General features: G+C 46.4%; 25 protein-coding genes. 23 read left to right on the top strand and 2 right to left on the bottom strand.

All coding sequences use genetic code 11. The features are described from left to right. Positions 1–10 precede the first annotated feature (10 nt). From M1E03_RS07135 to M1E03_RS07205, 15 genes are all read left to right on the top strand, one after another. Complete coding sequence (locus M1E03_RS07135) at positions 11–202, top strand: hypothetical protein (protein ID WP_016885531.1); 192 nt, start codon at positions 11–13, stop codon at positions 200–202. 15 nt (positions 203–217) lie between these two features. Next, complete coding sequence (locus tag M1E03_RS07140; protein ID WP_003183926.1) at positions 218–349, top strand: YrzQ family protein; 132 nt, start codon at positions 218–220, stop codon at positions 347–349. An 87-nt stretch (positions 350–436) separates the two neighbouring features. Continuing rightward, positions 437–1,495 carry an AI-2E family transporter gene (locus M1E03_RS07145; protein ID WP_023855376.1) on the top strand — a complete coding sequence of 353 codons (1,059 nt, stop codon included), beginning with the start codon at positions 437–439 and terminating at the stop codon, positions 1,493–1,495. Between the two features lie 347 nt (positions 1,496–1,842). Next, positions 1,843–4,479: an alanine--tRNA ligase gene (gene alaS / locus M1E03_RS07150; RefSeq protein ID WP_103749538.1), complete on the top strand. Its 2,637-nt coding sequence runs from the start codon at positions 1,843–1,845 to the stop codon at positions 4,477–4,479. 83 nt (positions 4,480–4,562) lie between these two features. Continuing rightward, the gene (locus tag M1E03_RS07155; RefSeq protein ID WP_003183920.1) at positions 4,563–4,829 is read left to right on the top strand and encodes an IreB family regulatory phosphoprotein; all 267 of its coding nucleotides are present in this window, start codon (positions 4,563–4,565) and stop codon (positions 4,827–4,829) included. A gap of 6 nt (positions 4,830–4,835) precedes the next feature. Further along, positions 4,836–5,255 (top strand): Holliday junction resolvase RuvX, encoded by a 420-nt coding sequence (gene ruvX, locus M1E03_RS07160; protein WP_003183918.1) that lies wholly within the window; start codon positions 4,836–4,838, stop codon positions 5,253–5,255. A 10-nt stretch (positions 5,256–5,265) separates the two neighbouring features. Next, positions 5,266–5,550 (top strand): DUF1292 domain-containing protein, encoded by a 285-nt coding sequence (locus M1E03_RS07165; RefSeq protein WP_016885528.1) that lies wholly within the window; start codon positions 5,266–5,268, stop codon positions 5,548–5,550. Between the two features lie 194 nt (positions 5,551–5,744). Next, positions 5,745–6,857: an endolytic transglycosylase MltG gene (gene mltG, locus M1E03_RS07170; RefSeq protein ID WP_016885527.1), complete on the top strand. Its 1,113-nt coding sequence runs from the start codon at positions 5,745–5,747 to the stop codon at positions 6,855–6,857. 146 nt (positions 6,858–7,003) lie between these two features. Then, on the top strand, positions 7,004–7,666 hold the full coding sequence (locus tag M1E03_RS07175; RefSeq protein WP_020452393.1) for an O-methyltransferase: 663 nt from the start codon (positions 7,004–7,006) through the stop codon (positions 7,664–7,666). Continuing rightward, positions 7,663–8,592, top strand: coding sequence for a peptidase U32 family protein (locus M1E03_RS07180; protein WP_023855373.1), 930 nt, complete (start codon positions 7,663–7,665; stop codon positions 8,590–8,592). Before M1E03_RS07175 ends, M1E03_RS07180 begins: the two co-directional genes overlap by 4 nt. A gap of 14 nt (positions 8,593–8,606) precedes the next feature. Continuing rightward, on the top strand, positions 8,607–9,875 hold the full coding sequence (locus tag M1E03_RS07185) for a peptidase U32 family protein (RefSeq protein ID WP_020452391.1): 1,269 nt from the start codon (positions 8,607–8,609) through the stop codon (positions 9,873–9,875). Between the two features lie 4 nt (positions 9,876–9,879). Next, on the top strand, positions 9,880–10,515 hold the full coding sequence (gene udk, locus M1E03_RS07190; RefSeq protein WP_020452390.1) for a uridine kinase: 636 nt from the start codon (positions 9,880–9,882) through the stop codon (positions 10,513–10,515). A gap of 238 nt (positions 10,516–10,753) precedes the next feature. Continuing rightward, positions 10,754–11,230, top strand: a complete 477-nt coding sequence (gene greA, locus M1E03_RS07195) for a transcription elongation factor GreA (protein ID WP_020452389.1) — start codon at positions 10,754–10,756, stop codon at positions 11,228–11,230. Positions 11,231–11,284: 54 nt separating this feature from the next. After that, a complete protein-coding gene (locus M1E03_RS07200) occupies positions 11,285–13,039 on the top strand; it encodes a peptidoglycan D,D-transpeptidase FtsI family protein (RefSeq protein ID WP_023855372.1) in 1,755 nt (584 codons plus the stop codon). Positions 13,040–13,097: 58 nt separating this feature from the next. Beyond that, positions 13,098–13,790 (top strand): YrrS family protein, encoded by a 693-nt coding sequence (locus M1E03_RS07205; RefSeq protein WP_020452387.1) that lies wholly within the window; start codon positions 13,098–13,100, stop codon positions 13,788–13,790. 39 nt (positions 13,791–13,829) lie between these two features. Here the strand turns inward: M1E03_RS07205 and M1E03_RS07210 are convergent, their stop codons facing one another. Next, the gene (locus M1E03_RS07210) at positions 13,830–14,033 is read right to left on the bottom strand and encodes a YrzA family protein (protein ID WP_023855370.1); all 204 of its coding nucleotides are present in this window, start codon (positions 14,031–14,033) and stop codon (positions 13,830–13,832) included. Positions 14,034–14,222: 189 nt separating this feature from the next. Here M1E03_RS07210 and M1E03_RS07215 point away from each other — a divergent pair, with 189 nt between their 5' ends. The 7 genes from M1E03_RS07215 to M1E03_RS07245 all read left to right on the top strand — a co-directional run bounded on the left by M1E03_RS07215 (position 14,223) and on the right by M1E03_RS07245 (position 18,898). Continuing rightward, entirely contained in the window at positions 14,223–14,864 is a 642-nt protein-coding gene (locus M1E03_RS07215; RefSeq protein WP_023855369.1) for a class I SAM-dependent DNA methyltransferase, read from the top strand. A gap of 21 nt (positions 14,865–14,885) precedes the next feature. Then, entirely contained in the window at positions 14,886–15,581 is a 696-nt protein-coding gene (mtnN, locus tag M1E03_RS07220; RefSeq protein ID WP_020452384.1) for a 5'-methylthioadenosine/S-adenosylhomocysteine nucleosidase, read from the top strand. A gap of 51 nt (positions 15,582–15,632) precedes the next feature. Beyond that, complete coding sequence (locus tag M1E03_RS07225) at positions 15,633–16,556, top strand: PLP-dependent cysteine synthase family protein (protein WP_020452383.1); 924 nt, start codon at positions 15,633–15,635, stop codon at positions 16,554–16,556. A gap of 1 nt (position 16,557) precedes the next feature. Beyond that, positions 16,558–17,700: a bifunctional cystathionine gamma-lyase/homocysteine desulfhydrase gene (locus M1E03_RS07230; RefSeq protein WP_025811067.1), complete on the top strand. Its 1,143-nt coding sequence runs from the start codon at positions 16,558–16,560 to the stop codon at positions 17,698–17,700. 87 nt (positions 17,701–17,787) lie between these two features. Then, positions 17,788–18,021, top strand: a complete 234-nt coding sequence (locus M1E03_RS07235; protein ID WP_011198155.1) for a YrhC family protein — start codon at positions 17,788–17,790, stop codon at positions 18,019–18,021. A gap of 405 nt (positions 18,022–18,426) precedes the next feature. After that, positions 18,427–18,576, top strand: a complete 150-nt coding sequence (locus M1E03_RS07240; protein ID WP_020452381.1) for a YrzI family small protein — start codon at positions 18,427–18,429, stop codon at positions 18,574–18,576. 172 nt (positions 18,577–18,748) lie between these two features. Then, positions 18,749–18,898, top strand: coding sequence for a hypothetical protein (locus tag M1E03_RS07245; protein ID WP_164468297.1), 150 nt, complete (start codon positions 18,749–18,751; stop codon positions 18,896–18,898). Between the two features lie 96 nt (positions 18,899–18,994). On the opposite strand, the gene M1E03_RS07250 is transcribed toward M1E03_RS07245, so the two are convergent. Beyond that, entirely contained in the window at positions 18,995–19,144 is a 150-nt protein-coding gene (locus M1E03_RS07250; RefSeq protein ID WP_003183876.1) for a YjcZ family sporulation protein, read from the bottom strand. Positions 19,145–19,425: 281 nt separating this feature from the next. Here M1E03_RS07250 and M1E03_RS07255 point away from each other — a divergent pair, with 281 nt between their 5' ends. Further along, positions 19,426–20,031 carry a class I SAM-dependent methyltransferase gene (locus tag M1E03_RS07255; RefSeq protein WP_025811068.1) on the top strand — a complete coding sequence of 202 codons (606 nt, stop codon included), beginning with the start codon at positions 19,426–19,428 and terminating at the stop codon, positions 20,029–20,031. Positions 20,032–20,170 lie beyond the last annotated feature (139 nt).

The following is a 20,170-nucleotide window of genomic DNA, read 5'->3' on the forward strand; positions in this document are numbered from 1 at the left end:
GTGTGTTCAAATGCTCGTTTGCCCGAATTGCAAAAGCAAAAACATCGGCAAAATCGGTGTAAATCAATATTACTGCTGGGGATGCTTTATTGAGCTGACCCTTTCAAAAGGAAAAATTTCGACTCATCAAGTCGAAGAGGACGGAACATTGAGCAGCCTGGACGATCTGTTTTCAGATGACGAACGAACGATTAACCTTTGAATGGAGGTTAGAAAGTTGAATCGTACAATGACTTCTCTCATTTCTTTAGGAGCCGGGGCTTTGATGTACTACATGGCGTCTCAGAACGATATGATGAACAAGCGAAACATGAGAAAGCTGAGAAGACGCGTCATGAAAATGTTTTAAGCAGAAGGGATACCCTTAAAAGGGTGTCCCTTTTTTCTTCGGGAATAATTACAAGCAGAAATCAAAAGCTAACAAGGGGTGAAAAAAATGCTGAAAAAACCGCTGCAGCTTTTAATGTGGGTCTCGATCTTCATGCTTTTGCTATTAACCGTCTATATCTTTTTGCAGCTGAGAATGATTTGGGAGCCTGTCTGCGTGCTGCTGAAGTCGATTCTGATCCCGCTTGTAATTGCGGTTTTTATCACCTATCTGCTTTTGCCTGTCGTTGAAAAGATACACCGGGCCGGCGTGCCGAGAACATTGAGTATTTTGCTGATTTATGTTCTGTTTTTTGCCGGTCTCGGCTACGCCTTTTACAAAGGGGTGCCGATCCTTATTAAACAGCTGACAGAGCTATCAGAGGGAATTCCGTTTCTTGCCGCATCTTACGAAAGCATGCTGGATCAGCTGCATCATCATACAGACGGCTGGCCCGACGGCATGCACGACAGGATCGACAGGTTCGTCAATCAGACGGAGGAATTCGTAGCAAGCTGGGTAGAACGGACGATCAGAAGCATCCGGTTCGTTTTTGATTATATGCTCGTGGCGGCGATTATTCCTTTTTTAGTATTCTACATGGTGAAAGATATTGATACGATGAAGAAGGCGGTATGGTATTTGACGCCTTCTTCATGGAGGGCGAGAGGCAGCGAATTCATCCGCGATGTCGATGATTCTCTTGGAGACTACATCAGAGGCCAGCTTTTTGTCTGTCTTGTCATCGGCTTGGGAGCGAGCCTGTCATTTTGGTTTTTTGACCTGCCCTATCCGCTGATCCTCGGCCTTGTCATCGGCGCGACAAATGTCATCCCGTATTTCGGTCCCGTCATCGGCGCGATTCCCGCCGTTATGGTAGCTGCCGCTTTATCGACGAGGCTCGTTTTCGTGGTGATCATTACGATTTTGGTGCTGCAGTTTATCGAAGGCAATATTCTCGGCCCTCTTGTCGTCGGCAAAAGCCTGCATATGCATCCCGTCGTCATTATGCTTGGATTGCTGGCGGGCGGGGAGCTTGCCGGCATCATCGGCATGATTCTGGCTGTGCCTGTCATGGCCGTTATCAAAGTGATGCTCGTCCATTTTTTAGCGGCAAGAAAAGCGTGAGCGGCAGAAGTTTGACATAACGGCTTCCGTTGTCTATAATTTCGAAATAGACATACATACGTATCTCGATTGACGGATCCGAGTATACTGAAGCCCTGTTTTATAGAGAGAAGCTCCATTGCGGTGAAAGAGCTTTAACAGAAGATCAGTAGAAGCTAATCCTGAGTGCAGGCGAAAACCTGCCGTCTTCATCCGGCGTTATTCGGATATCAAGGTGATGGGCGTTTTGTTACGCCCATAATCAGGGTGGTACCGCGAGAGGAGCTCTCGTCCCTGTGTAAACGTTGTTTGCATAGGGCGGGGGCTTTTTAATTTGCATGTGCATCATTTAAAGGAGGAAAAAAATAATGAAGACATTGACATCCGCACAAGTGCGCCAAATGTTTTTAGATTTTTTTAAAGAAAAAGGGCATGCCGTTGAACCGAGCGCCTCTCTTATTCCGCATGAAGATCCCTCCCTGCTTTGGATCAACAGCGGAGTTGCGACGCTGAAAAAATATTTTGACGGACGGGTTGTGCCGGAGAATCCGCGCATCTGCAACGCTCAAAAATCAATCAGGACGAACGATATTGAAAATGTCGGGAAAACAGCCCGCCACCATACGTTCTTTGAAATGCTCGGGAACTTTTCGATCGGCGATTATTTCAAAGAAGAAGCGATCGAGTGGGCATGGGAATTTTTAACCGATCAAAAATGGATCGGCTTCGATCCCGAACGGCTGTCAGTCACGGTCCATCCGGAAGATGACGAAGCGTATGAATTATGGTCAAAAAAAATCGGCGTTCCTGAGGAACGGATCATCAGACTGGAAGGAAACTTCTGGGATATCGGCGAAGGCCCGAGCGGACCGAATACCGAAATTTTCTATGACCGCGGTGAAGATTATGGAAATGACCCGTCTGATCCGGAACTTTACCCGGGTGGGGAGAACGAGCGTTACCTTGAAGTATGGAATCTTGTGTTCTCCGAGTTCAACCACAATCCTGACGGAACATACACACCGCTTCCGAAGAAAAACATCGATACGGGGATGGGCCTTGAACGGATGGTATCTGTTATTCAAGATGCCAAGACGAACTATGATACGGATTTGTTTATGCCGATCATCAAGGCGACAGAAGCCATTTCAGGAGAAAAGTACGGCACATCTGCTGAAAAAGATACGGCATTTAAGGTTGTGGCCGACCATATTCGAACGGCTGCGTTTGCGGTCGGCGACGGAGCGCTTCCGTCAAACGAGGGGCGCGGCTATGTCATCAGAAGGCTGCTTCGCCGCGCTGTCCGCTATGCGAAGTCCATCAATATTAACAGTCCGTTTATGTATGAGCTCGTGCCGGTAGTTGCCGACATCATGGCCGCATTCTACGGCGAAGTCAAAGAAAAAGCGGACTTTATCGCGAAAGTCATCAAAACAGAGGAAGAACGCTTCCATGAAACATTGCACGAGGGCTTGGTGATTCTCTCAGAAGTGATTCAAAAGGAAAAAGCAAAAGGAAACCGCATCATTTCCGGGGAAGATGTCTTTAAACTGTATGATACGTATGGATTCCCTGTTGAACTGACCGAAGAATACGCCGAAGATGAAGGCATGGAAGTCGATCATGACGGATTTGAGCGCGAGATGGACAAGCAGCGCGAACGGGCCCGGCAGGCGCGCCAGGACGTCGGCAGCATGCAGGTTCAAGGCGGCGCTCTCCGCGATATCATGACAAAAAGCGAATTCATCGGCTATTCCGATATCAAAACGGAAACGAAAATCGCCGAGCTTCTTCAAGACGGGGAACTTGCCGACCTCGTTCAAGAAGGCAAGAAAGTTCAGTTTATCCTGGAAAAAACCCCGTTCTATGCTGAAAGCGGCGGGCAAATCGGTGATAGAGGCTGGGTTAAAAGCGGGGATGCCGCGATTCGCGTCACAGACGTTAAAAAAGCGCCGAACGGCCAGAACCTGCATGAAGGGATCGTGGAAAGCGGCGCAATTAAAAGAGGCATGAGCGTGACCGCAGAAGTCACGGAGCGGCTCAGAAAAGACATCGTCAAAAACCATACCGCGACACATTTGCTTCATCAGGCGCTGAAAGATGTGCTCGGTACGCATGTCAACCAGGCCGGCTCGCTAGTCACTGACAGCCGTCTGCGTTTTGACTTCTCTCACTTTGGACAGGTGACTAAGGAAGAACTCGAACAAATAGAAACAAAAGTGAACGAGAAAATTTGGGCATCGATTCCTGTGCAAATCGACTTAAAACCGATTGATGAAGCGAAAGCGATGGGAGCCATGGCGCTGTTTGGCGAAAAATACGGAGACATCGTCCGCGTCGTTCAAGTTGGCGACTACAGCATCGAGCTGTGCGGAGGCTGCCACGTGAGAAACACGGCTGAAATCGGTCTCTTTAAGATCGTGTCCGAATCAGGCATCGGGGCCGGCACCCGCAGAATCGAAGCGGTAACTGGGCAGGGCGCTTATGAAGAGATGAACGCCAAACTGGAGCTTCTCGAGCAGGCGGCAGAAGTCCTGAAAACCAATGTGAAGGAAGTGCCGAAACGGATCGAGGCGCTCCAGTCTGATCTGAAAGAAGCTCAGAGAGAAAACGAATCTTTATTGGCGAAACTGGGAAATAAAGAAGCCGGAGAGATTTTAGAAAAAGTAAAAGAAATTGACGGAATCAAACTGCTCGCAGAAAAAGTGAATGCCAAAGATATGAATCACCTGCGCACAATGGTTGACGATCTGAAGGCGAAACTGGGCTCAGCCGTCATCGTTCTCGGGGCGGTTCAAAACGAAAAAGTGAATATTTCCGCCGGAGTTACAAAAGATTTAATAGAGCGGGGTTTCCACGCAGGCAAGCTTGTCAAGCAAGTCGCAGAAGCATGCGGAGGCGGCGGAGGCGGCCGTCCAGACATGGCGCAGGCGGGAGGAAAACAGCCTGAGCGGCTTGCTGAAGCATTAGCATCTGCGGAAGAATGGGTAAAATCCGTTTTATAAATAGCCGTTGTGGTGTAGAATGGTGATTAGAAGGTAATCAGGCTGAAACTTTGCCTGCGAATTTGGGAAAGAGGTGCAAAACGGTGAGCTCATTTGATAAGACGATGAAATTTAACTTTTCCGACGATTCGATGGAAACCAATGTAAATGAAGTGCTGATAACCGTCCATGATGCGCTTCAGGAAAAAGGCTACAACCCGATCAACCAAATTGTCGGATACCTGCTATCAGGAGATCCCGCTTACATTCCAAGGCATCGAGATGCACGTAACCTGATTCGGAAAATAGAAAGAGACGAGATAATCGAAGAATTGGTTAAATCGTACTTAGAACAGCATAAAGAGGCGTAAACAAGCATGCGAATATTAGGTCTGGATTTAGGTTCGAAAACGCTCGGCGTAGCGTTGAGCGATGAAATGGGCTGGACGGCTCAAGGGATAGAAACGATTAAAATCGACGAGGCGGGCGGTGACTACGGCTTGAACCGCCTCGCCGAATTGACGAAAGACTATGTCATTGACAAGATTGTACTCGGTTTTCCCAAAAACATGAATGGAACCGTCGGCCCGAGGGGGGAGGCGAGCCAGAAGTTCGCGGAAGTGCTTGAAGAAACGTTTCAAGTTCCCGTCGTGCTTTGGGACGAGCGCCTCTCGACAATGGCGGCCGAAAGAATGCTGATTTCAGCAGATGTAAGCAGGCAGAAAAGAAAAAAAGTAATAGATAAAATGGCGGCCGTGATGATCCTTCAAGGATATCTCGACAGCCTAAACTCATGAGGTGAATAAGATGGAACACGGAGAAAAAAACATTACGATTGTAGACGACAAAGGAAACGAACAGCTGTGTGAAGTGCTCTTCACATTTGACAGCGATCAGTTTAACAAGTCATACGTGCTTTATTATCCGGTTGAAGCACAGGATGAGGAAGAGATCGAGATCCATGCTTCAAGCTTCGTACCGAATGAAGCCGGAGAAGACGGCGAACTGATGCCGATTGAAACAGAAGAAGAGTGGGATATGATCGAAGAGACGCTGAACACGTTTTTAGCGGATGAAGACGAAGAAGAATAAAGCAGCGGCTGAACCGCTTGACAAAATCCTAAAACTTAAACCGTTTTAGGATTTTGTCATTTTTTAAATGGGCATCTGCAATCATTTGCGCCCTGCTGCCGACAGGCGGCTTTTTTTATTAAAACATTTTGTAATAAATTGCCGAATGATAACGAATCATGTAGTATATACCATGGGAGGAGAGGAGGACACCAATGTTTGAAGATCAGACAAAGAAACCGTTTATAAAAAGACTCCTTAAACATAAAATAAAGTTTTGGCTGACTGTGGTCGCGGTTCTGCTGATTTTAACCGCAGGCGCTGTTTCGCTCTACGTCAAATCGGCGCTCGAACCGGTCGATAAAAATAATGCAAAAACGGTCAGCGTCTATATTCCGGAAGGATCGACCGTTACGTCCATCGCCGCCAAACTGAAAAAAGAGGACCTAATTAAAAACGAAAAAGTATTTATCGCTTATGTGAAATTTAAAAATGCCTCCGGCTTTCAAGCGGGGAACTTTCAGCTCAGCCAGTCGATGGATGCGGCCGGCATGGTCAAAAAGCTGACGAGCGCTTCGCATGTACCGGCATTTAAAATTACCGTTCCTGAAGGAAGACAGCTCCAGGAAATCGCAGCTATCATCGCCGGACAAACCAACTACTCGGCAGCGGACATTATGAAAAAGCTGGATGACCGCGAATTCATCAGCCGATTAAAACAGAAGTATCCGAAACTGATCACCGATGACGTGCTAAACAAGAATATCAAGCATCCGCTTGAAGGATACCTGTATCCTGCGACATATCCGTTTTACGACCCTGAGACGAAGCTGGACGCAATCATCGAAGCGATGATCAAACAAACAGATCAGCTGGCTGAAAAGTATGAAAAGCAGATGAAAGACAAAAAGATGTCCGTCCACAAAGCCTTGACGATGGCTTCGTTAATTGAAGAAGAAGCTACCGAAAAAGCGGACCGGCACAAAATCTCAAGCGTCTTTTACAACCGCATCAGCAAAAACATGCCATTGCAAACGGATCCGACCGTTTTATACGCGCTTGGGGAGCATAAAAACCGTGTCATGTACAAAGACCTTGAAGCGGATTCCCCGTATAATACGTACAAACATGCCGGTCTACCGCCTGGGCCGATTGCTAACGCGGGAGAGAGCTCCTGGGAAGCGGCATTAAATCCGGAGCGAACAGACTATGTTTATTTCCTTGCAAAGAAAAATGGGGAAGTCGTCTTTACAAAAACGCTTGAAGAACACAATAAAGCAAAAGCAAAATACATTACGAACACACAGGACGAGGAAAAAGGAGAGTGAAAATTACTCTCCTTTTATTCGCAAATACAACGGTTTTATGATAAAATATATCGGGTTGTTTATTGAGAAAAGACAGTCGACTGCTTTAGGAGAGTGCTGCACATCTGACCTAAGGCTCTTTTTTATGAAAGGGAGGCCATCTGCCCGTGAAGATTGGACACGAAGAATTGACCGGCTATCTTGAAAAGCTGCTGAAGCAAAGGCCGGCTGAAATTATGAAACTGGAGGCCTATGCCGAAAAGCATGGCGTGCCCATTATGGAACCGACAGGAATCGAAGTGCTCCTGCAGCTTCTTTCACTCAAAAATCCGAAAAAAATTCTTGAAATCGGTACCGCCATCGGTTATTCGGCGATTCGGATGGCACTTGCCCTTCCCGAAGCTGAAATCTTTACGATCGAGCGCGATGAAGACAGGTATCGGGAAGCGTTGAAAAACATCCGGTCATTCCAGCTTGAAAACAGAATTCACGTGTTCTTCGGCGATGCGCTCAGCGAATCGGATGCCGTTCAATCGATGGCTCCTTATGATGCGCTTTTTATCGATGCCGCAAAAGGCCAGTATCAGAAGTTTTTCAGTATATATGAAAAAATGCTCGCCGATGACGGCATCATTTTTACTGACAATGTCCTTTTCAAAGGCCTTGTCGCATCAGATTACAATCAGATCGAAAACAAGCGCATCAAAAAGCTTGTATCGAAAATAGATCATTACAATCATTGGCTGATGGAGCATCCTGACTACCACACGGCGATCCTGCCTGTGGGCGACGGATTGGCCGTCAGTCAAAAAAGAGGTGAACGGATATGAAAAAGCCTGAACTGCTTGTGACGCCGACGGCTGTTTCGGATATTAAGCCTTTGGCAGAGGCGGGCGCCGATGCGTTTATCATCGGTGAACAAAGGTTCGGTCTGCGTTTAGCCGGGGAGTTTTCCAGAGAGGAAGTAAAAGAAGCCATCATTCAGGCTCATCAAAAAGGCGCAAAAGTATATGTTGCCGTGAATGCGATTTTTCACAATGACCGGGTGCCAGAACTGAATGACTACCTTTCTTTCTTGGCAGAGGCAGGCGCCGATGCGGTTGTCTTCGGCGATCCCGCTGTACTTATGGCTGCACGGGAATCAGCGCCGAATATGAAACTTCACTGGAATACGGAAACGACCGCAACCAACCATTATTCCTGCAACTATTGGGGGCGAAAGGGCGCGAAGCGCGCGGTGCTCGCAAGAGAGCTCAACATGGACAGCATCGTTGAGATTAAAGAGAAAGCAGAAGTCGAGATCGAAATTCAGGTTCACGGCATGACATGTATGTTCCAGTCAAAGCGCTCCTTGATCGGCAACTATTTTGAATACCAGGGAAAAGTCATGGATATCGAAGGAAAGAAAAAAGAAAAAGGCATGTATCTTCATGATAAAGAACGCGGTAACAAATATCCGATTTTCGAAGACGAAAACGGCACGCACATCATGAGTCCGAATGACGTCTGCATCATTGATGAGCTTGAGGATTTAATCGATGCCGGCGTCGATTCATTTAAAATTGAAGGGATTTTAAAATCGGTCGAATACATGACTGAGGTAACGGCCATGTACCGCGAAGCCATCGATCTTTGCATCGCAGACAGAGAAGCATACGAAGACAAGAAAGAAGAATGGATCGAGCGGATTGAACAGCTGCAGCCTGCAAACCGCAGCATCGATACCGGATTCTTTTTCAAAGAAACAGTATACTAAAAGGAGGGATAGCCATGTCTGCAGTAAAAGATAAAATTTCCAAAATCGTTGATGGAAAACGCGTCATTACGAAAAAGCCAGAACTTCTTGCTCCGGCGGGAAATTTGGAAAAACTGAAAATCGCTGTCCACTATGGCGCAGACGCTGTATTTATCGGCGGACGTGAATATGGACTCCGCTCAAACGCAGATAACTTTTCAATTGAAGAAATGGCTGAAGGTGTCGAATTTGCGAAAAAATACGGCGCAAGAATTTATGTGACGACAAACATTTTTGCGCATGAAGAAAATATCGACGGGCTAGAAGACTATTTGCGCGACCTCGAGGGAGCAGGCGTGTCAGGCATTATCGTCGCTGATCCCCTGATCATTGAAACATGCCGCAGGGTCGCGCCGAAGCTGGAAGTGCATTTGAGCACCCAGCAGTCCCTTTCAAACTGGAAAGCCGTTCAGTTCTGGAAGGAAGAAGGCCTTGAGCGGGTCGTGCTCGCGCGCGAAACGAGCGCACTTGAGATCAGAGAAATGAAAGAAAAAGTGGATATTGAAATCGAAACATTCATACATGGTGCGATGTGCATCGCTTATTCCGGCCGCTGCGTGCTCAGCAACCATATGACGGCCAGAGACTCTAACCGCGGAGGCTGCTGCCAGTCATGCCGATGGGACTATGATTTGTATCAGACGGACGGGGCGAATGCACTGCCGCTATATGAAGAAGGCGATGCACCGTTTGCGATGAGCCCGAAAGATCTGAAGCTGATCGAATCGATTCCGCAAATGATTGAAATGGGTATTGACAGCCTGAAAATCGAAGGCCGGATGAAATCGATCCACTACATTGCGACAGTCGTCAGTGTGTATAGAAAAGTGATCGATTCTTATTGCGCTGACCCCGAAAATTTCGTCATCAAAGAAGAATGGCTGAAAGAACTGGACAAATGCGCCAATAGAGACACGGCGCCTGCTTTCTTTGAAGGAACCCCCGGATATGAAGAGCAGATGTTCGGCGTTCACGGCAAAAAGACAACATACGACTTTGCCGGACTTGTCCTTGATTATGATGAAGAGACAAAAATGGTTACGCTCCAGCAGCGGAACTTCTTTAAAACCGGAGATGAAGTCGAATTTTTCGGTCCGGAAATCGAAAATTTCACATGCAAAATTGACACGATATGGGACGAAAAAGGCAATGTGCTTGATGCAGCCCGCCATCCCCTGCAGATCGTCAAATTTAAAGTGGACAACAAGATATATCCTAGCAACATGATGAGAAAGGGGCAGTAATGGCATGGGGAAAAAACCGGTAGTTATCGGCATAGCGGGAGGCTCCGGATCTGGAAAAACGAGCGTCACCAGATCCATTTATGAACAGTTTAAAGGTCATTCGATCTTGATGCTGGAACAGGATTTATATTATAAAGATCAGAGCCATCTGCCGTTTGAAGAGCGGCTGAACACGAACTACGACCATCCGCTTGCATTTGATAATGACTATTTGATCGAGCATTTAAACGAATTGCTTGCCTACAAGCCGATCAAAAAGCCGATTTACGATTACAAGCTGCATACGCGTTCAGAGGAAGTCGTGCACGTCGATCCGAAAGATGTTATTATTTTGGAAGGAATCCTTGTCCTCGAGGATGAAAGGCTCCGCGACTTAATGGACATCAAGCTGTATGTCGATACGGATGCCGACCTGCGGATCATCAGAAGGATGGTCAGAGACATAAAAGAAAGAGGACGTTCGATCGATTCTGTCATCGAGCAGTACATCTCAGTCGTCAGACCGATGCATAACCAGTTTGTCGAACCGACGAAACGCTATGCCGATATCATTATTCCGGAGGGCGGACAAAACCGCGTCGCCATCGACCTGATGGTAACAAAAATACAAACTATTCTTGAACAAAACGCGATTTTATAATAACATAGCATAGACAAACACAACTCTGACCATATTATGTATAGAAATTGAAGGGTTCTCATCCTGAGCCCTTCTTTAACTGTATAAGCACCATTTACCGGAGCCTTCCATCCGGTTTATATGATACTTTACAAATATGGGAGAGAAGAAGGGGACAAGGGTTGTCCTCATTCTTGTATATTCAAGTCTATACCTCACATACAAGTGATGAGGAACCAACTAGAAGGAGTGAAGGAACATGGCACAAGAGAAAGTATTTCCTATGACAGAAACGGGAAAGAAAAAACTGGAAGAAGAACTTGAGTATTTGAAAACGGTTAAACGTAAAGAAGTTGTTGAACGTATTAAAGTGGCAAGAAGCTTCGGAGACCTCTCCGAAAACTCCGAATACGATTCAGCAAAAGAAGAACAAGCTTTTGTAGAAGGGCGCATCACAACCCTTGACAATATGATCCGCAACGCAAAGATCATCGAAGACGATGGTGCCAACTCAGATATCGTCGGCCTCGGAAAAACCGTTACATTTACGGAGCTTCCTGACGGTGAAGAAGAATCTTATACCATTGTGGGCAGCGCGGAAGCCGACCCGTTTGAAGGAAAAATCTCGAACGATTCCCCAATCGCGAAAAGCCTTCTCGGCAAACAGGTCGGGGACGAAGTGACCGTTCAAACACCGGGCGGCGAAATGCTTGTAAAGATTGTGAAAATTTCATAAAATTTGTTTAGCAAACGATGACCTCGTCCACAATGTGGATGAGGTGTTTTTATTATGAAATGGCAAAAGCGCATGAAGTGGGTGTCGATTATCATTTCGGCTGCCCTGTTATTTCTGCTGATCAGGCTCGCTGAAATTCAACTGTTTTTTACCGAATCCTTTTCTAAACGGAATGTGAACTTAATCCAGGAAAGCGTCAAACAGCGCACTGAGGAAGTTCGGATTTCAGACGGGAGAGGATCTTTTTTAGATCGGAACGGCGAACATTTGTCCGTCAGCCAAAAACCGGCCATCGTCTTATTTCCTTTTTTAAAACATCAGCCATGGCCGGCCGAAGAAGCAGCCGAAATTTTAAACATGACAAAAGATGAGCTCGAGAATAAGCTTGAGCATGCGAAAAAACCTGTGATTCTTACAAAACATGAAGGAGCGTCCATTTCAAAGACGGCTCTCGAAAAAATCAATAAACTGAAATATCCCGGCGTTTACGGCGTATACATAGAAGAAACAGAAAAGAACAGGCTGGCTTCGCATACGCTCGGTATGACCAATCAAGACCCGGACCTTCTCCGACGAAAATATCCCGATAAAGAGGGCCTCTCCATCAGCACGAAAATCGGCACCTTCGGCATGGAGCGGACATTTGATGAATTCCTGCTGCCTGAACAAGATACAAAACTGTTGTATCATGTGGACGGATTGGGAAACCCTTTGTTCGGTATGGACGTCAAATATACGGCAGATGCAAATCCGTTTTACCCGCTGCAAGTCAAAACAACGATCGACAAAAAGGTTCAGCGGGCAATGGAAGATGTATTGGCTGACCATCAGCTTGATAAAGGCGGAGCGGTTCTGATTGACATCGAGACGAACGGCGTGGCGGCGATTGCGAGCAAGCCCGATCTCAACATGGCATCGCAAAAAACAAGGCAAAACTATATGCTGACACCGGTATATCCCGGCTCGGTTTTTAAAACCGTGATTGCCGCGGCAGCGATCGAAAACGGCATGGACCATCCGTCAAAAACCTTTAACTGCAATTTGAACCTGTACGGTGAGGCCGGAGAAGACAAAGGGAAGCTCAGCTTGGAAGACAGTTTTGCGGAAAGCTGCAACTACACGTTTACAAATCTTGCTGGGCAGCTCGTTGAAAAAAACAGCTCCGTGATCGAAGATACCGCCGCAAAGCTTGGGCTGACCGGACGGGTCGGCTGGGAAGGGAAGCTGTATCATGAAGATGAGTTCAGACAGTTTCATCATGAAACTGCCGGATCAATCTGGGGGGATGAAAAGGACAAAAAAGTCAAAAAAGCTGTAGCCCAGACCGCCATCGGCCAAAAAAATGTGAAGCTGACCCCGTTGGAAATCGCCAACATGATGGCGACCATTGCAAGAGGCGGAGAGAAAAAACAAGTCAAGATCGCAGACCAGATCGAATATAAAAACGGAACATTGATGACGGCTTTTAAAGATCACAAGCTCCCCGGAGAGAAAATCGATCAGTATACCGCGCAAAAGCTGCAGAAACTGCTCAGAAAAGTCGTCACGTCTGAAAAGGGGACAGGCCGGCGCTTCAGAGATCTTCCGTACGAAGTAGCGGGCAAATCGGGCACAGCTCAGACAGGCCGGACGGCAGATGACAAAAAATCGCTCTATCATAAATGGTTCGCAGGTTATTTTCCGGCGGACAAACCGAAATATGCGCTCGTCGTCGTCCATATGGATACGCCGGGTAGCAAGGCTGCGACAAATGCCGTATTTTATGATATTGTTAAAAAAGTATATGAAATTGAAAAGAACCAGACATAGAAGAATGCCTCAGGTGATGATAAAATAGAAAGCGAGGCAAGAGGGAAAAAGGAGTGCAATGAACTTGAGCGAAACAAGGGAATCTCGTTTTGAAAATCGTGATAAGCGCAGGAAAGCGAATCTTGTGCTTAACATTTTAATAGGCATCGTATTGGTATTAATCGTTGTCGTCGCCAGCAGTCTGATGATGAACAGCCCGAAGGAGCAGGCGCAGCAAGATGCTTCGAAAAACGATTCTGAACAGACGACAGAAGCACCTGCTTCCGACAATAAGAAACAAACGTCTGACGAAGATGTAAAAGATGAGGACAAAGGAAAAAGCGATTCTGCCGACAAAGAAGACAGCGATTCCGACTCGGACAAGGATAAAGACTCTGCTTCAGACGAGGACAAATCAACATCAGATGATCCGTTTGAAGGAGCCGAAGTGAAAGAAGGCGGTTCAAGCGCCAATGTTGAAAAAACGATCATCAATCCTGACTGGAAGCCTGTCGGCACACAACAGAGCGGACAGCATACCGCAACATATGATTCGTCTTCACAAGACTGGAAAGAAATGCTTGAAGCCATTTCATATGCGACAGGGGTTTCCCAGGATAACATGACGTTGATCTGGCTCGGAAACAACGGCAGCCCGCAAGATGCGAAAGGAACCATTCAGGCGAAGGACACCGGCGTCAAATATCAGGTAGCCATTACTTGGGTTGACGGGAAAGGCTGGAAGCCGACAAAAGTTGAACAGTTGAAGTAAAGAAAAAAGCGTCCGGTTTTAACAACCGGGCGCTTTTTTTTATGATTCGGCTTTAAAATGCACGACTGCGCTGTAGTGGATCCGTCCGTCAATGACCGCCGTCTGATGGGAAACCGAATGGACCCTCAGCAAAAGCGCCTGGTTGTTTTCAATCTGCTGACTGATCTTTTTTTCAAGCTCCTCTAAGCTCAGCGCCTCAAAAAACTCAATTTTATCTTTGATCAGATCGAGCCCGAAGTTCATAAACCAATCCTCCATTCGTTTCAAGTCATTTTTTATTAAAGCAAAGAAGCGTCCGGGTGACAAGGGAAATATAACCAAGCCTTTTTTGTACCCAAAACGAATGACTTGTGGTAGGATAAGAACTAATCAACCAAATAAATCATACTATACTTATAGGAATTGTAAAAATAGATGGAGAGTGACGATAAAATGGGAAGAGAGTTCATTCCTTTATTTGAGAACTGGGCAAATTCTTATGATGATACAGTAGTTGGCCGCGATCTTCAGTACAAAGAAGTGTTTCGCAACTACGACGGCATTCTGGATGATGTCGTCAGCCGCTCCGGGCATAAAGTTCTTGAATTCGGCGTCGGCACTGGCAATCTGACTGCAAAATTGCTGGCAGCCGGAAAGGGAGTCACAGGTGTAGAACCTTCAAAAGCAATGAGGGAAATTGCCGAGGCAAAGCTAGCGGAGAATGCAGTGATCGTTGACGGAGACTTTCTCGACTTTCCGGAACCGCCGTTTTCTCCCGACACGATTGTCAGTTCCTATGCGTTTCACCACCTGACAAACGAAGAGAAACGGGAGGCTGTGAAGCGATATGGAAAAATGCTCGGAAAGCATGGTAAAATAGTGTTTGCTGATACCGTCTTCAAGGATCGGGAAGCCTTCTCTGCCGCTGTTAAAAAAGCGAAGGAAAAAGGGTTCCTGCAATTGGCGGAAGACCTTGAAACGGAACATTATCCGACGCTTTCGGAAATGGAAATGATCTTTACCTCAGAACAATTCAGTATCGCCTTTCAAAAGCATAATGATTTTGTCTGGGTAATGGAAGCGGCAAAATTGTAATTTGAAGGGAAGTTTTAAGATATGAAAATCGCAGTTATCGGAGCAATGGAAGAAGAAGTCACGATTTTGCGAAGCAAGCTCGAACAGACGAACCAAGAAGTCATCGCAAACTGTGAATTTACCAGCGGATTTTATGAAGGAAAAGAAGTCGTACTTTTAAAGTCCGGCATCGGCAAAGTCAATGCAGCCATGAGCACGACGATTCTGCTCGACCGCTTTAAACCGGACGTTGTCATCAACACCGGATCAGCCGGCGGCTTCCATCATTCGCTTAATGTCGGAGACATCGTCATCTCGACCGAAGTCCGCCATCATGATGTCGATGTCACGGCATTTGATTATGAATATGGACAGGTTCCGAATCTGCCGGCCGCATACAAGGCCGACAGTACATTGATCCAAGCGGCGGAAGCCGAAGCGTCTGAACTGGGACACATTCAGGTTGTCAAAGGAACGATTGCAACAGGCGACTCCTTTATGAGCGATCCTGACCGCGTGGCATTCATCCGCGGCAAGTTTGCAGATCTTTACGCGGTTGAAATGGAAGCGGCTGCTGTCGCACAGGTTTCCTATCAATTTAATACGCCGTTCGTTGTCATCAGGGCGCTTTCAGACATCGCCGGAAAAGAGTCTGAAATTTCATTTGACCAATTTTTGGAGCAGGCTGCCAAGCATTCGACAGATCTTGTGCTCCGCATGATCAAAAGAATCAATTAAAAACAGGGGGGAGCCCCCCTCTGTTTTGCACCTCTTGAAGGAGGAAGGAACATGAATGTGATCAAGGACATCACCCAATTGATCGGTAAAACGCCGCTTCTGCAGATTTTGAATTTTCATATCCCCAGCGGTGTTAACATATATGCAAAGCTTGAAATGATGAATCCGGGAGGCAGCATTAAAGACCGGCTCGGAGAAGTGATGATTGCTGAAGCCGTCGATTCGGGAAAGCTGAAACCCGGTGGAACGGTTATTGAGGCGACAGCAGGCAATACGGGAATCGGCCTTGCCCTCGCCGCCAGAAAGCACAGGATTAGACCCGTTTTTTGCGTGCCCGAGCATTTCAGCATGGAAAAACAGTCGATCATGAAAGCGCTCGGCGCTCGAATTGTTCATACCCCCAGAAGTGCCGGAATGAAGGGTGCGATTGAAAAGGCACTTGAACTTGAGAAGGAGATTCCTGATTCTTATTGCATTTTGCAGTTTAAAAACCCAGTAAATCCATTGGCTTACTATAAAACGATCGCCCCGGAAATATGGGATGATCTAGAGGGCCGGATTGACGTCTTCGTCGCCGGTGCGGGATCAGGCGGGACATTTGCGGGAACAGCCAAGTTTCTAAAAGAAAAAAATCCGTCCATTAAAACGGTTATTGTTGAACCTGAAGGCTCGATTTTAAACGGAGGAGAACCGCACGGACATAAAACCGAAGGAATCGGAATGGAATTCATTCCGGAATATATGGACGAAAGCCATTTCGATGAGATTTACACCGTGCTTGACGAAGAGGCGTTCCGGCTTGTAAAAGAAGCCGCTGAAAAGGAAGGGCTTCTGATCGGAAGCTCATCAGGCGCCGCGTTGTTTGCCGCGTTGAAAGAAGCCGAAAAAGCGAAAGCCGGCACAAACATTGTGACAATTTTCCCCGACAGCAGCGACCGCTATTTAAGCAAAAAAATTTACGAAGGAGGAATATAAGATGAAGCCAAAAACGAAAATGATCCACGGCGGCATTACAGGAGACGAAAAAACAGGAGCGGTATCGGTTCCTATTTACCAAGTCAGCACGTACAAACAGCCGCGCGCCGGACAGCATACAGGATACGAATATTCCCGGACGGGAAATCCGACAAGAACGGCGCTCGAATCCTTGATCGCGGATGTTGAAGGCGGTAAAGCAGGCTACGCTTTCGGCTCTGGGATGGCAGCGATCACAGCGGTCATGATGCTTTTTAAAAGCGGCGATCACATCGTGTTGACAGATGATGTATACGGCGGCACATACCGCGTGATGACAAAGGTGATGAATCGCATCGGCATTGAAGCGACCTTCAGTGATACGAGCAGCATTGAAGACATCGAAAAAGCGATCAAGCCGAATACAAAAGCGATTTATGTTGAGACGCCGACAAATCCTTTATTGAAAATCACGGACATCAAGAAAGCCGCTGAAACAGCGAAAAAGCACGGCCTGTTGCTGATTGTCGACAACACCTTCTACACACCGTACTTTCAAAACCCAATCTCGTTGGGAGCCGATATCGTCCTTCACAGCGCGACGAAGTACTTGGGCGGACACAGCGATGTCGTCGGCGGACTGGTTGTGACAGCCTCGAAGGAACTCGCAGAAGAGATCCATTTCATTCAAAATTCTACAGGCGGGATTCTCGGGCCTCAGGATTCCTGGCTCTTAATGAGGGGGATGAAAACCCTTGGCTTGAGAATGGAAGCGCATGAGCAAAATGCCAGGAAAATTGCAGCTTTTTTAGATGATCATCCGGCCGTCAAAAAGGTTTATTATCCAGGGCTGCCGTCCCATCCGGGACATGAGCTTGCCAAGCGGCAAAGCACGGGCTTCGGCGGCATGATCTCGTTTGATATCGGAAAAGAAGAGAACGTGGACATTGTCCTTGGCCGTCTGAAATGGTTTACGATTGCCGAAAGCCTTGGCGCGGTTGAAAGCCTGATTTCAGTGCCGGCGCGCATGACTCACGCTTCGATCCCGCGTGAACGCCGGCTGGAGCTTGGCATTACAGACGGATTGATCCGCATTTCCGCCGGGGTAGAAGATATTGACGATCTGTTGGAAGACTTGCAGCAAGCGCTGGCCCCGATTTCTTAAAATGGCTGAATTTACATGTCTGGTCATCTGTCAATCTATGTTATCCTGAATCATATCCATTATGAAACAAAAGCAGGTGATCATGACATGCAGAAGAAAAAAGTCAAATCGCTGATGGAAGACTATAAGCAGTTTGCTTTTACGCTTCTCAGCGTAAGCGCATTTTTATATATCGGATCGGTCATTCCCGGACAAGGTTTGGAAACCGGCCAAAAGATGACAATGATGCTCGCGACATGCGGCTTTTTGGGAGGAGCCTTCTATTGTGTGAAGCGCTCGCTTAAATATAAAAGACAATTAGATGAGATGGAAGAATCGTAAGCGGAGAGACTCAGAGAGGGGCTCTCCGCTTTTTTTGTTTGATTAATCCGTCCATTTATTAAAAAAACGGTTTACAAACAGGAATTTGATGGATATACTTACAAAGTAAACAAAAAGCAAAGGAGGTTGATGAACATGAAACCAGCACTGACTACATACATTAGACTTTGTGAACGCCAATATCATGATTCATCAAACCTGTGGGAGAGATTGTGCACTTCCTTAACCGATGCTTTTTCAGCACAGCCGGTCCGTTAGGAAGTTAGGCATAATCATACGCTGCTCCTCCCGCAAGATAAAGACTCGATTCGTTTTTATCTGGCGGTTTTTGTTTGCGCCCGCAGGTTTGTCAGATAATCTGCGGGCTGTTTTTGTTTTTAGCGAACTTGAAAGGAGGTGAGCGATGTGACAATAAATCTATTCTTCTTAACACTAACCATTCAGAGACGATTTAAAAGTCCGGAAGAGTACGAGCGAGAATACGAAATCGAACAAATGTACAACGAAATGAAAGACCTGCAGCTGAAATATCTTTACATGAACAGCCAGCGCTAGCTTAAAGCGCGAAAAAAAATAAAGGAGGAGATCAAGATGATGCATAGAAGGGAACTGTTGGCACATTACACTCGGGAGAAGGACCAGGTTTAGCCGGGGCTGAAACGAGTTCCGCATCTCCGCTTTTCTGCATAATATGAAGCAAGCAATTCAATGAATGCGGGTGAAAAGCATGCAGAAAAACGGCAGAATGCCTTTTATCGGCCACGGGTATACATCAATGCCTCATTCTTTCAAGCACGGATACGGTAATCCGTACCGGCGCCAAAGAATGGAGATGGCGCGCCAATTCGGGTATTGGCCGCATTATTGGTATTATTGAGAAAGAGCAGAAAACGTTTGTTTTCTGCTCTTTTTCATGTGGACAAACTGAATGGCAAAATAAAAAGGGGGGATTTAAAGCCCCCCTCCTGTTCATTTAGCAGACGTAACAAGCGCCGATGATAATTAACAGAATGAATAGAACCACAACAAGCGCGAATCCGCCTCCATAGCCGTATCCGCCGCCGTATCCGCCAGGGTAGCCACCCCAGCCGCCGCAGCATCCGCCGCCGTAACCAAAGCCCATAAATAGCACCACCTTTTAGTGAAAATTCCATATATACTATGCATGGGTTTGAGTTGTGGAAAGGGCGGATAGACCAATTCATTAAAAAAACAGTTTTCTTAAAGCGAAACATTTTCAAAGCTGAAGCCGTCTAGTTATGGAATGTAACAAAAGAATGCAGTTATTTTTGCTAATGCTTTTAATATTCGGTTTATTGACCGATATGAGTGGTGAAAGGCCCGTTTGAACGATTTGCAACCTGAAAAACCGGGCTAATTAGATATTAAAGCAGGTGTTATAACGTGTTTGAACAATGGCTTGGAAAACAATTGCGGAGCCCGAGAGGCATTTTGTCGAAATGGGTCGCGTCATATATGGAAAACGGAAATCATGATATAAACGAATGGACCATCAATTTAATGGATGTCTGTCCGCATGAGCGCATCCTTGAAATCGGAACGGGAAGCGGAGCGGCGCTTTATCAGATCGCGGAGATGCTTGAAAGCGGCAAAGCCTGCGGCATAGACGCTTCAAAAAGCATGGTCAAGCAAGGGATGCGGCGAATCCGTCATATGAAAGAAGAAGGAAAAGCCGAATTGAAGCTCGGCCATGCCGAAAACATTCCTTATCCGGACCGTTCTTTTCATAAAGTATATTCAGTCCACACCCTTTATTTTTGGACGGATTTCAAACAAGCATTAAAAGAAATTTACCGTGTTTTACAGGTTGACGGCACGCTGTTTCTCGCCGTCCATCTGGAAGGGCAAATGAAAAAATCGAAAAAAACAAAAGGCTTTTCCTTATACTCAGAAGAGCAAATCAAGCAACTGCTTGAAGAAAGCCATTTCAGAGACATCACGGTACATATGAACGAAAATGACTGCTGCATTTCTGCGGTAAAATCGTGAGCTTTGTACGATCATCCCTTTCATACGAGAGGGATTTTTTATGTTTGATAGAGTTGAAACCAGATCTTAAATATCATATTTTTGATTTTTAAAGAAAAGTATTCCAATAACATAGCAAACATGGTTTAATATCAAAGTG

The organism is Bacillus sp. PK6-013 (assembly GCF_054161445.1).

Coding starts and splice junctions, on each gene's coding strand:
- M1E03_RS07135 (WP_016885531.1), top strand. CDS start 11: ATGCTCGTTTGCCCGAATTGCAAAAGCAAAAACATCGGCAAAATCGGT.
- M1E03_RS07145 (WP_023855376.1), top strand. CDS start 437: ATGCTGAAAAAACCGCTGCAGCTTTTAATGTGGGTCTCGATCTTCATG.
- alaS (WP_103749538.1), top strand. CDS start 1,843: ATGAAGACATTGACATCCGCACAAGTGCGCCAAATGTTTTTAGATTTT.
- ruvX (WP_003183918.1), top strand. CDS start 4,836: ATGCGAATATTAGGTCTGGATTTAGGTTCGAAAACGCTCGGCGTAGCG.
- M1E03_RS07165 (WP_016885528.1), top strand. CDS start 5,266: ATGGAACACGGAGAAAAAAACATTACGATTGTAGACGACAAAGGAAAC.
- mltG (WP_016885527.1), top strand. CDS start 5,745: ATGTTTGAAGATCAGACAAAGAAACCGTTTATAAAAAGACTCCTTAAA.
- M1E03_RS07180 (WP_023855373.1), top strand. CDS start 7,663: ATGAAAAAGCCTGAACTGCTTGTGACGCCGACGGCTGTTTCGGATATT.
- M1E03_RS07185 (WP_020452391.1), top strand. CDS start 8,607: ATGTCTGCAGTAAAAGATAAAATTTCCAAAATCGTTGATGGAAAACGC.
- udk (WP_020452390.1), top strand. CDS start 9,880: ATGGGGAAAAAACCGGTAGTTATCGGCATAGCGGGAGGCTCCGGATCT.
- greA (WP_020452389.1), top strand. CDS start 10,754: ATGGCACAAGAGAAAGTATTTCCTATGACAGAAACGGGAAAGAAAAAA.
- M1E03_RS07200 (WP_023855372.1), top strand. CDS start 11,285: ATGAAATGGCAAAAGCGCATGAAGTGGGTGTCGATTATCATTTCGGCT.
- M1E03_RS07205 (WP_020452387.1), top strand. CDS start 13,098: ATGAACTTGAGCGAAACAAGGGAATCTCGTTTTGAAAATCGTGATAAG.
- M1E03_RS07210 (WP_023855370.1), bottom strand. CDS start 14,033: ATGAACTTCGGGCTCGATCTGATCAAAGATAAAATTGAGTTTTTTGAG.
- M1E03_RS07215 (WP_023855369.1), top strand. CDS start 14,223: ATGGGAAGAGAGTTCATTCCTTTATTTGAGAACTGGGCAAATTCTTAT.
- mtnN (WP_020452384.1), top strand. CDS start 14,886: ATGAAAATCGCAGTTATCGGAGCAATGGAAGAAGAAGTCACGATTTTG.
- M1E03_RS07225 (WP_020452383.1), top strand. CDS start 15,633: ATGAATGTGATCAAGGACATCACCCAATTGATCGGTAAAACGCCGCTT.
- M1E03_RS07230 (WP_025811067.1), top strand. CDS start 16,558: ATGAAGCCAAAAACGAAAATGATCCACGGCGGCATTACAGGAGACGAA.
- M1E03_RS07235 (WP_011198155.1), top strand. CDS start 17,788: ATGCAGAAGAAAAAAGTCAAATCGCTGATGGAAGACTATAAGCAGTTT.
- M1E03_RS07245 (WP_164468297.1), top strand. CDS start 18,749: ATGCAGAAAAACGGCAGAATGCCTTTTATCGGCCACGGGTATACATCA.
- M1E03_RS07250 (WP_003183876.1), bottom strand. CDS start 19,144: ATGGGCTTTGGTTACGGCGGCGGATGCTGCGGCGGCTGGGGTGGCTAC.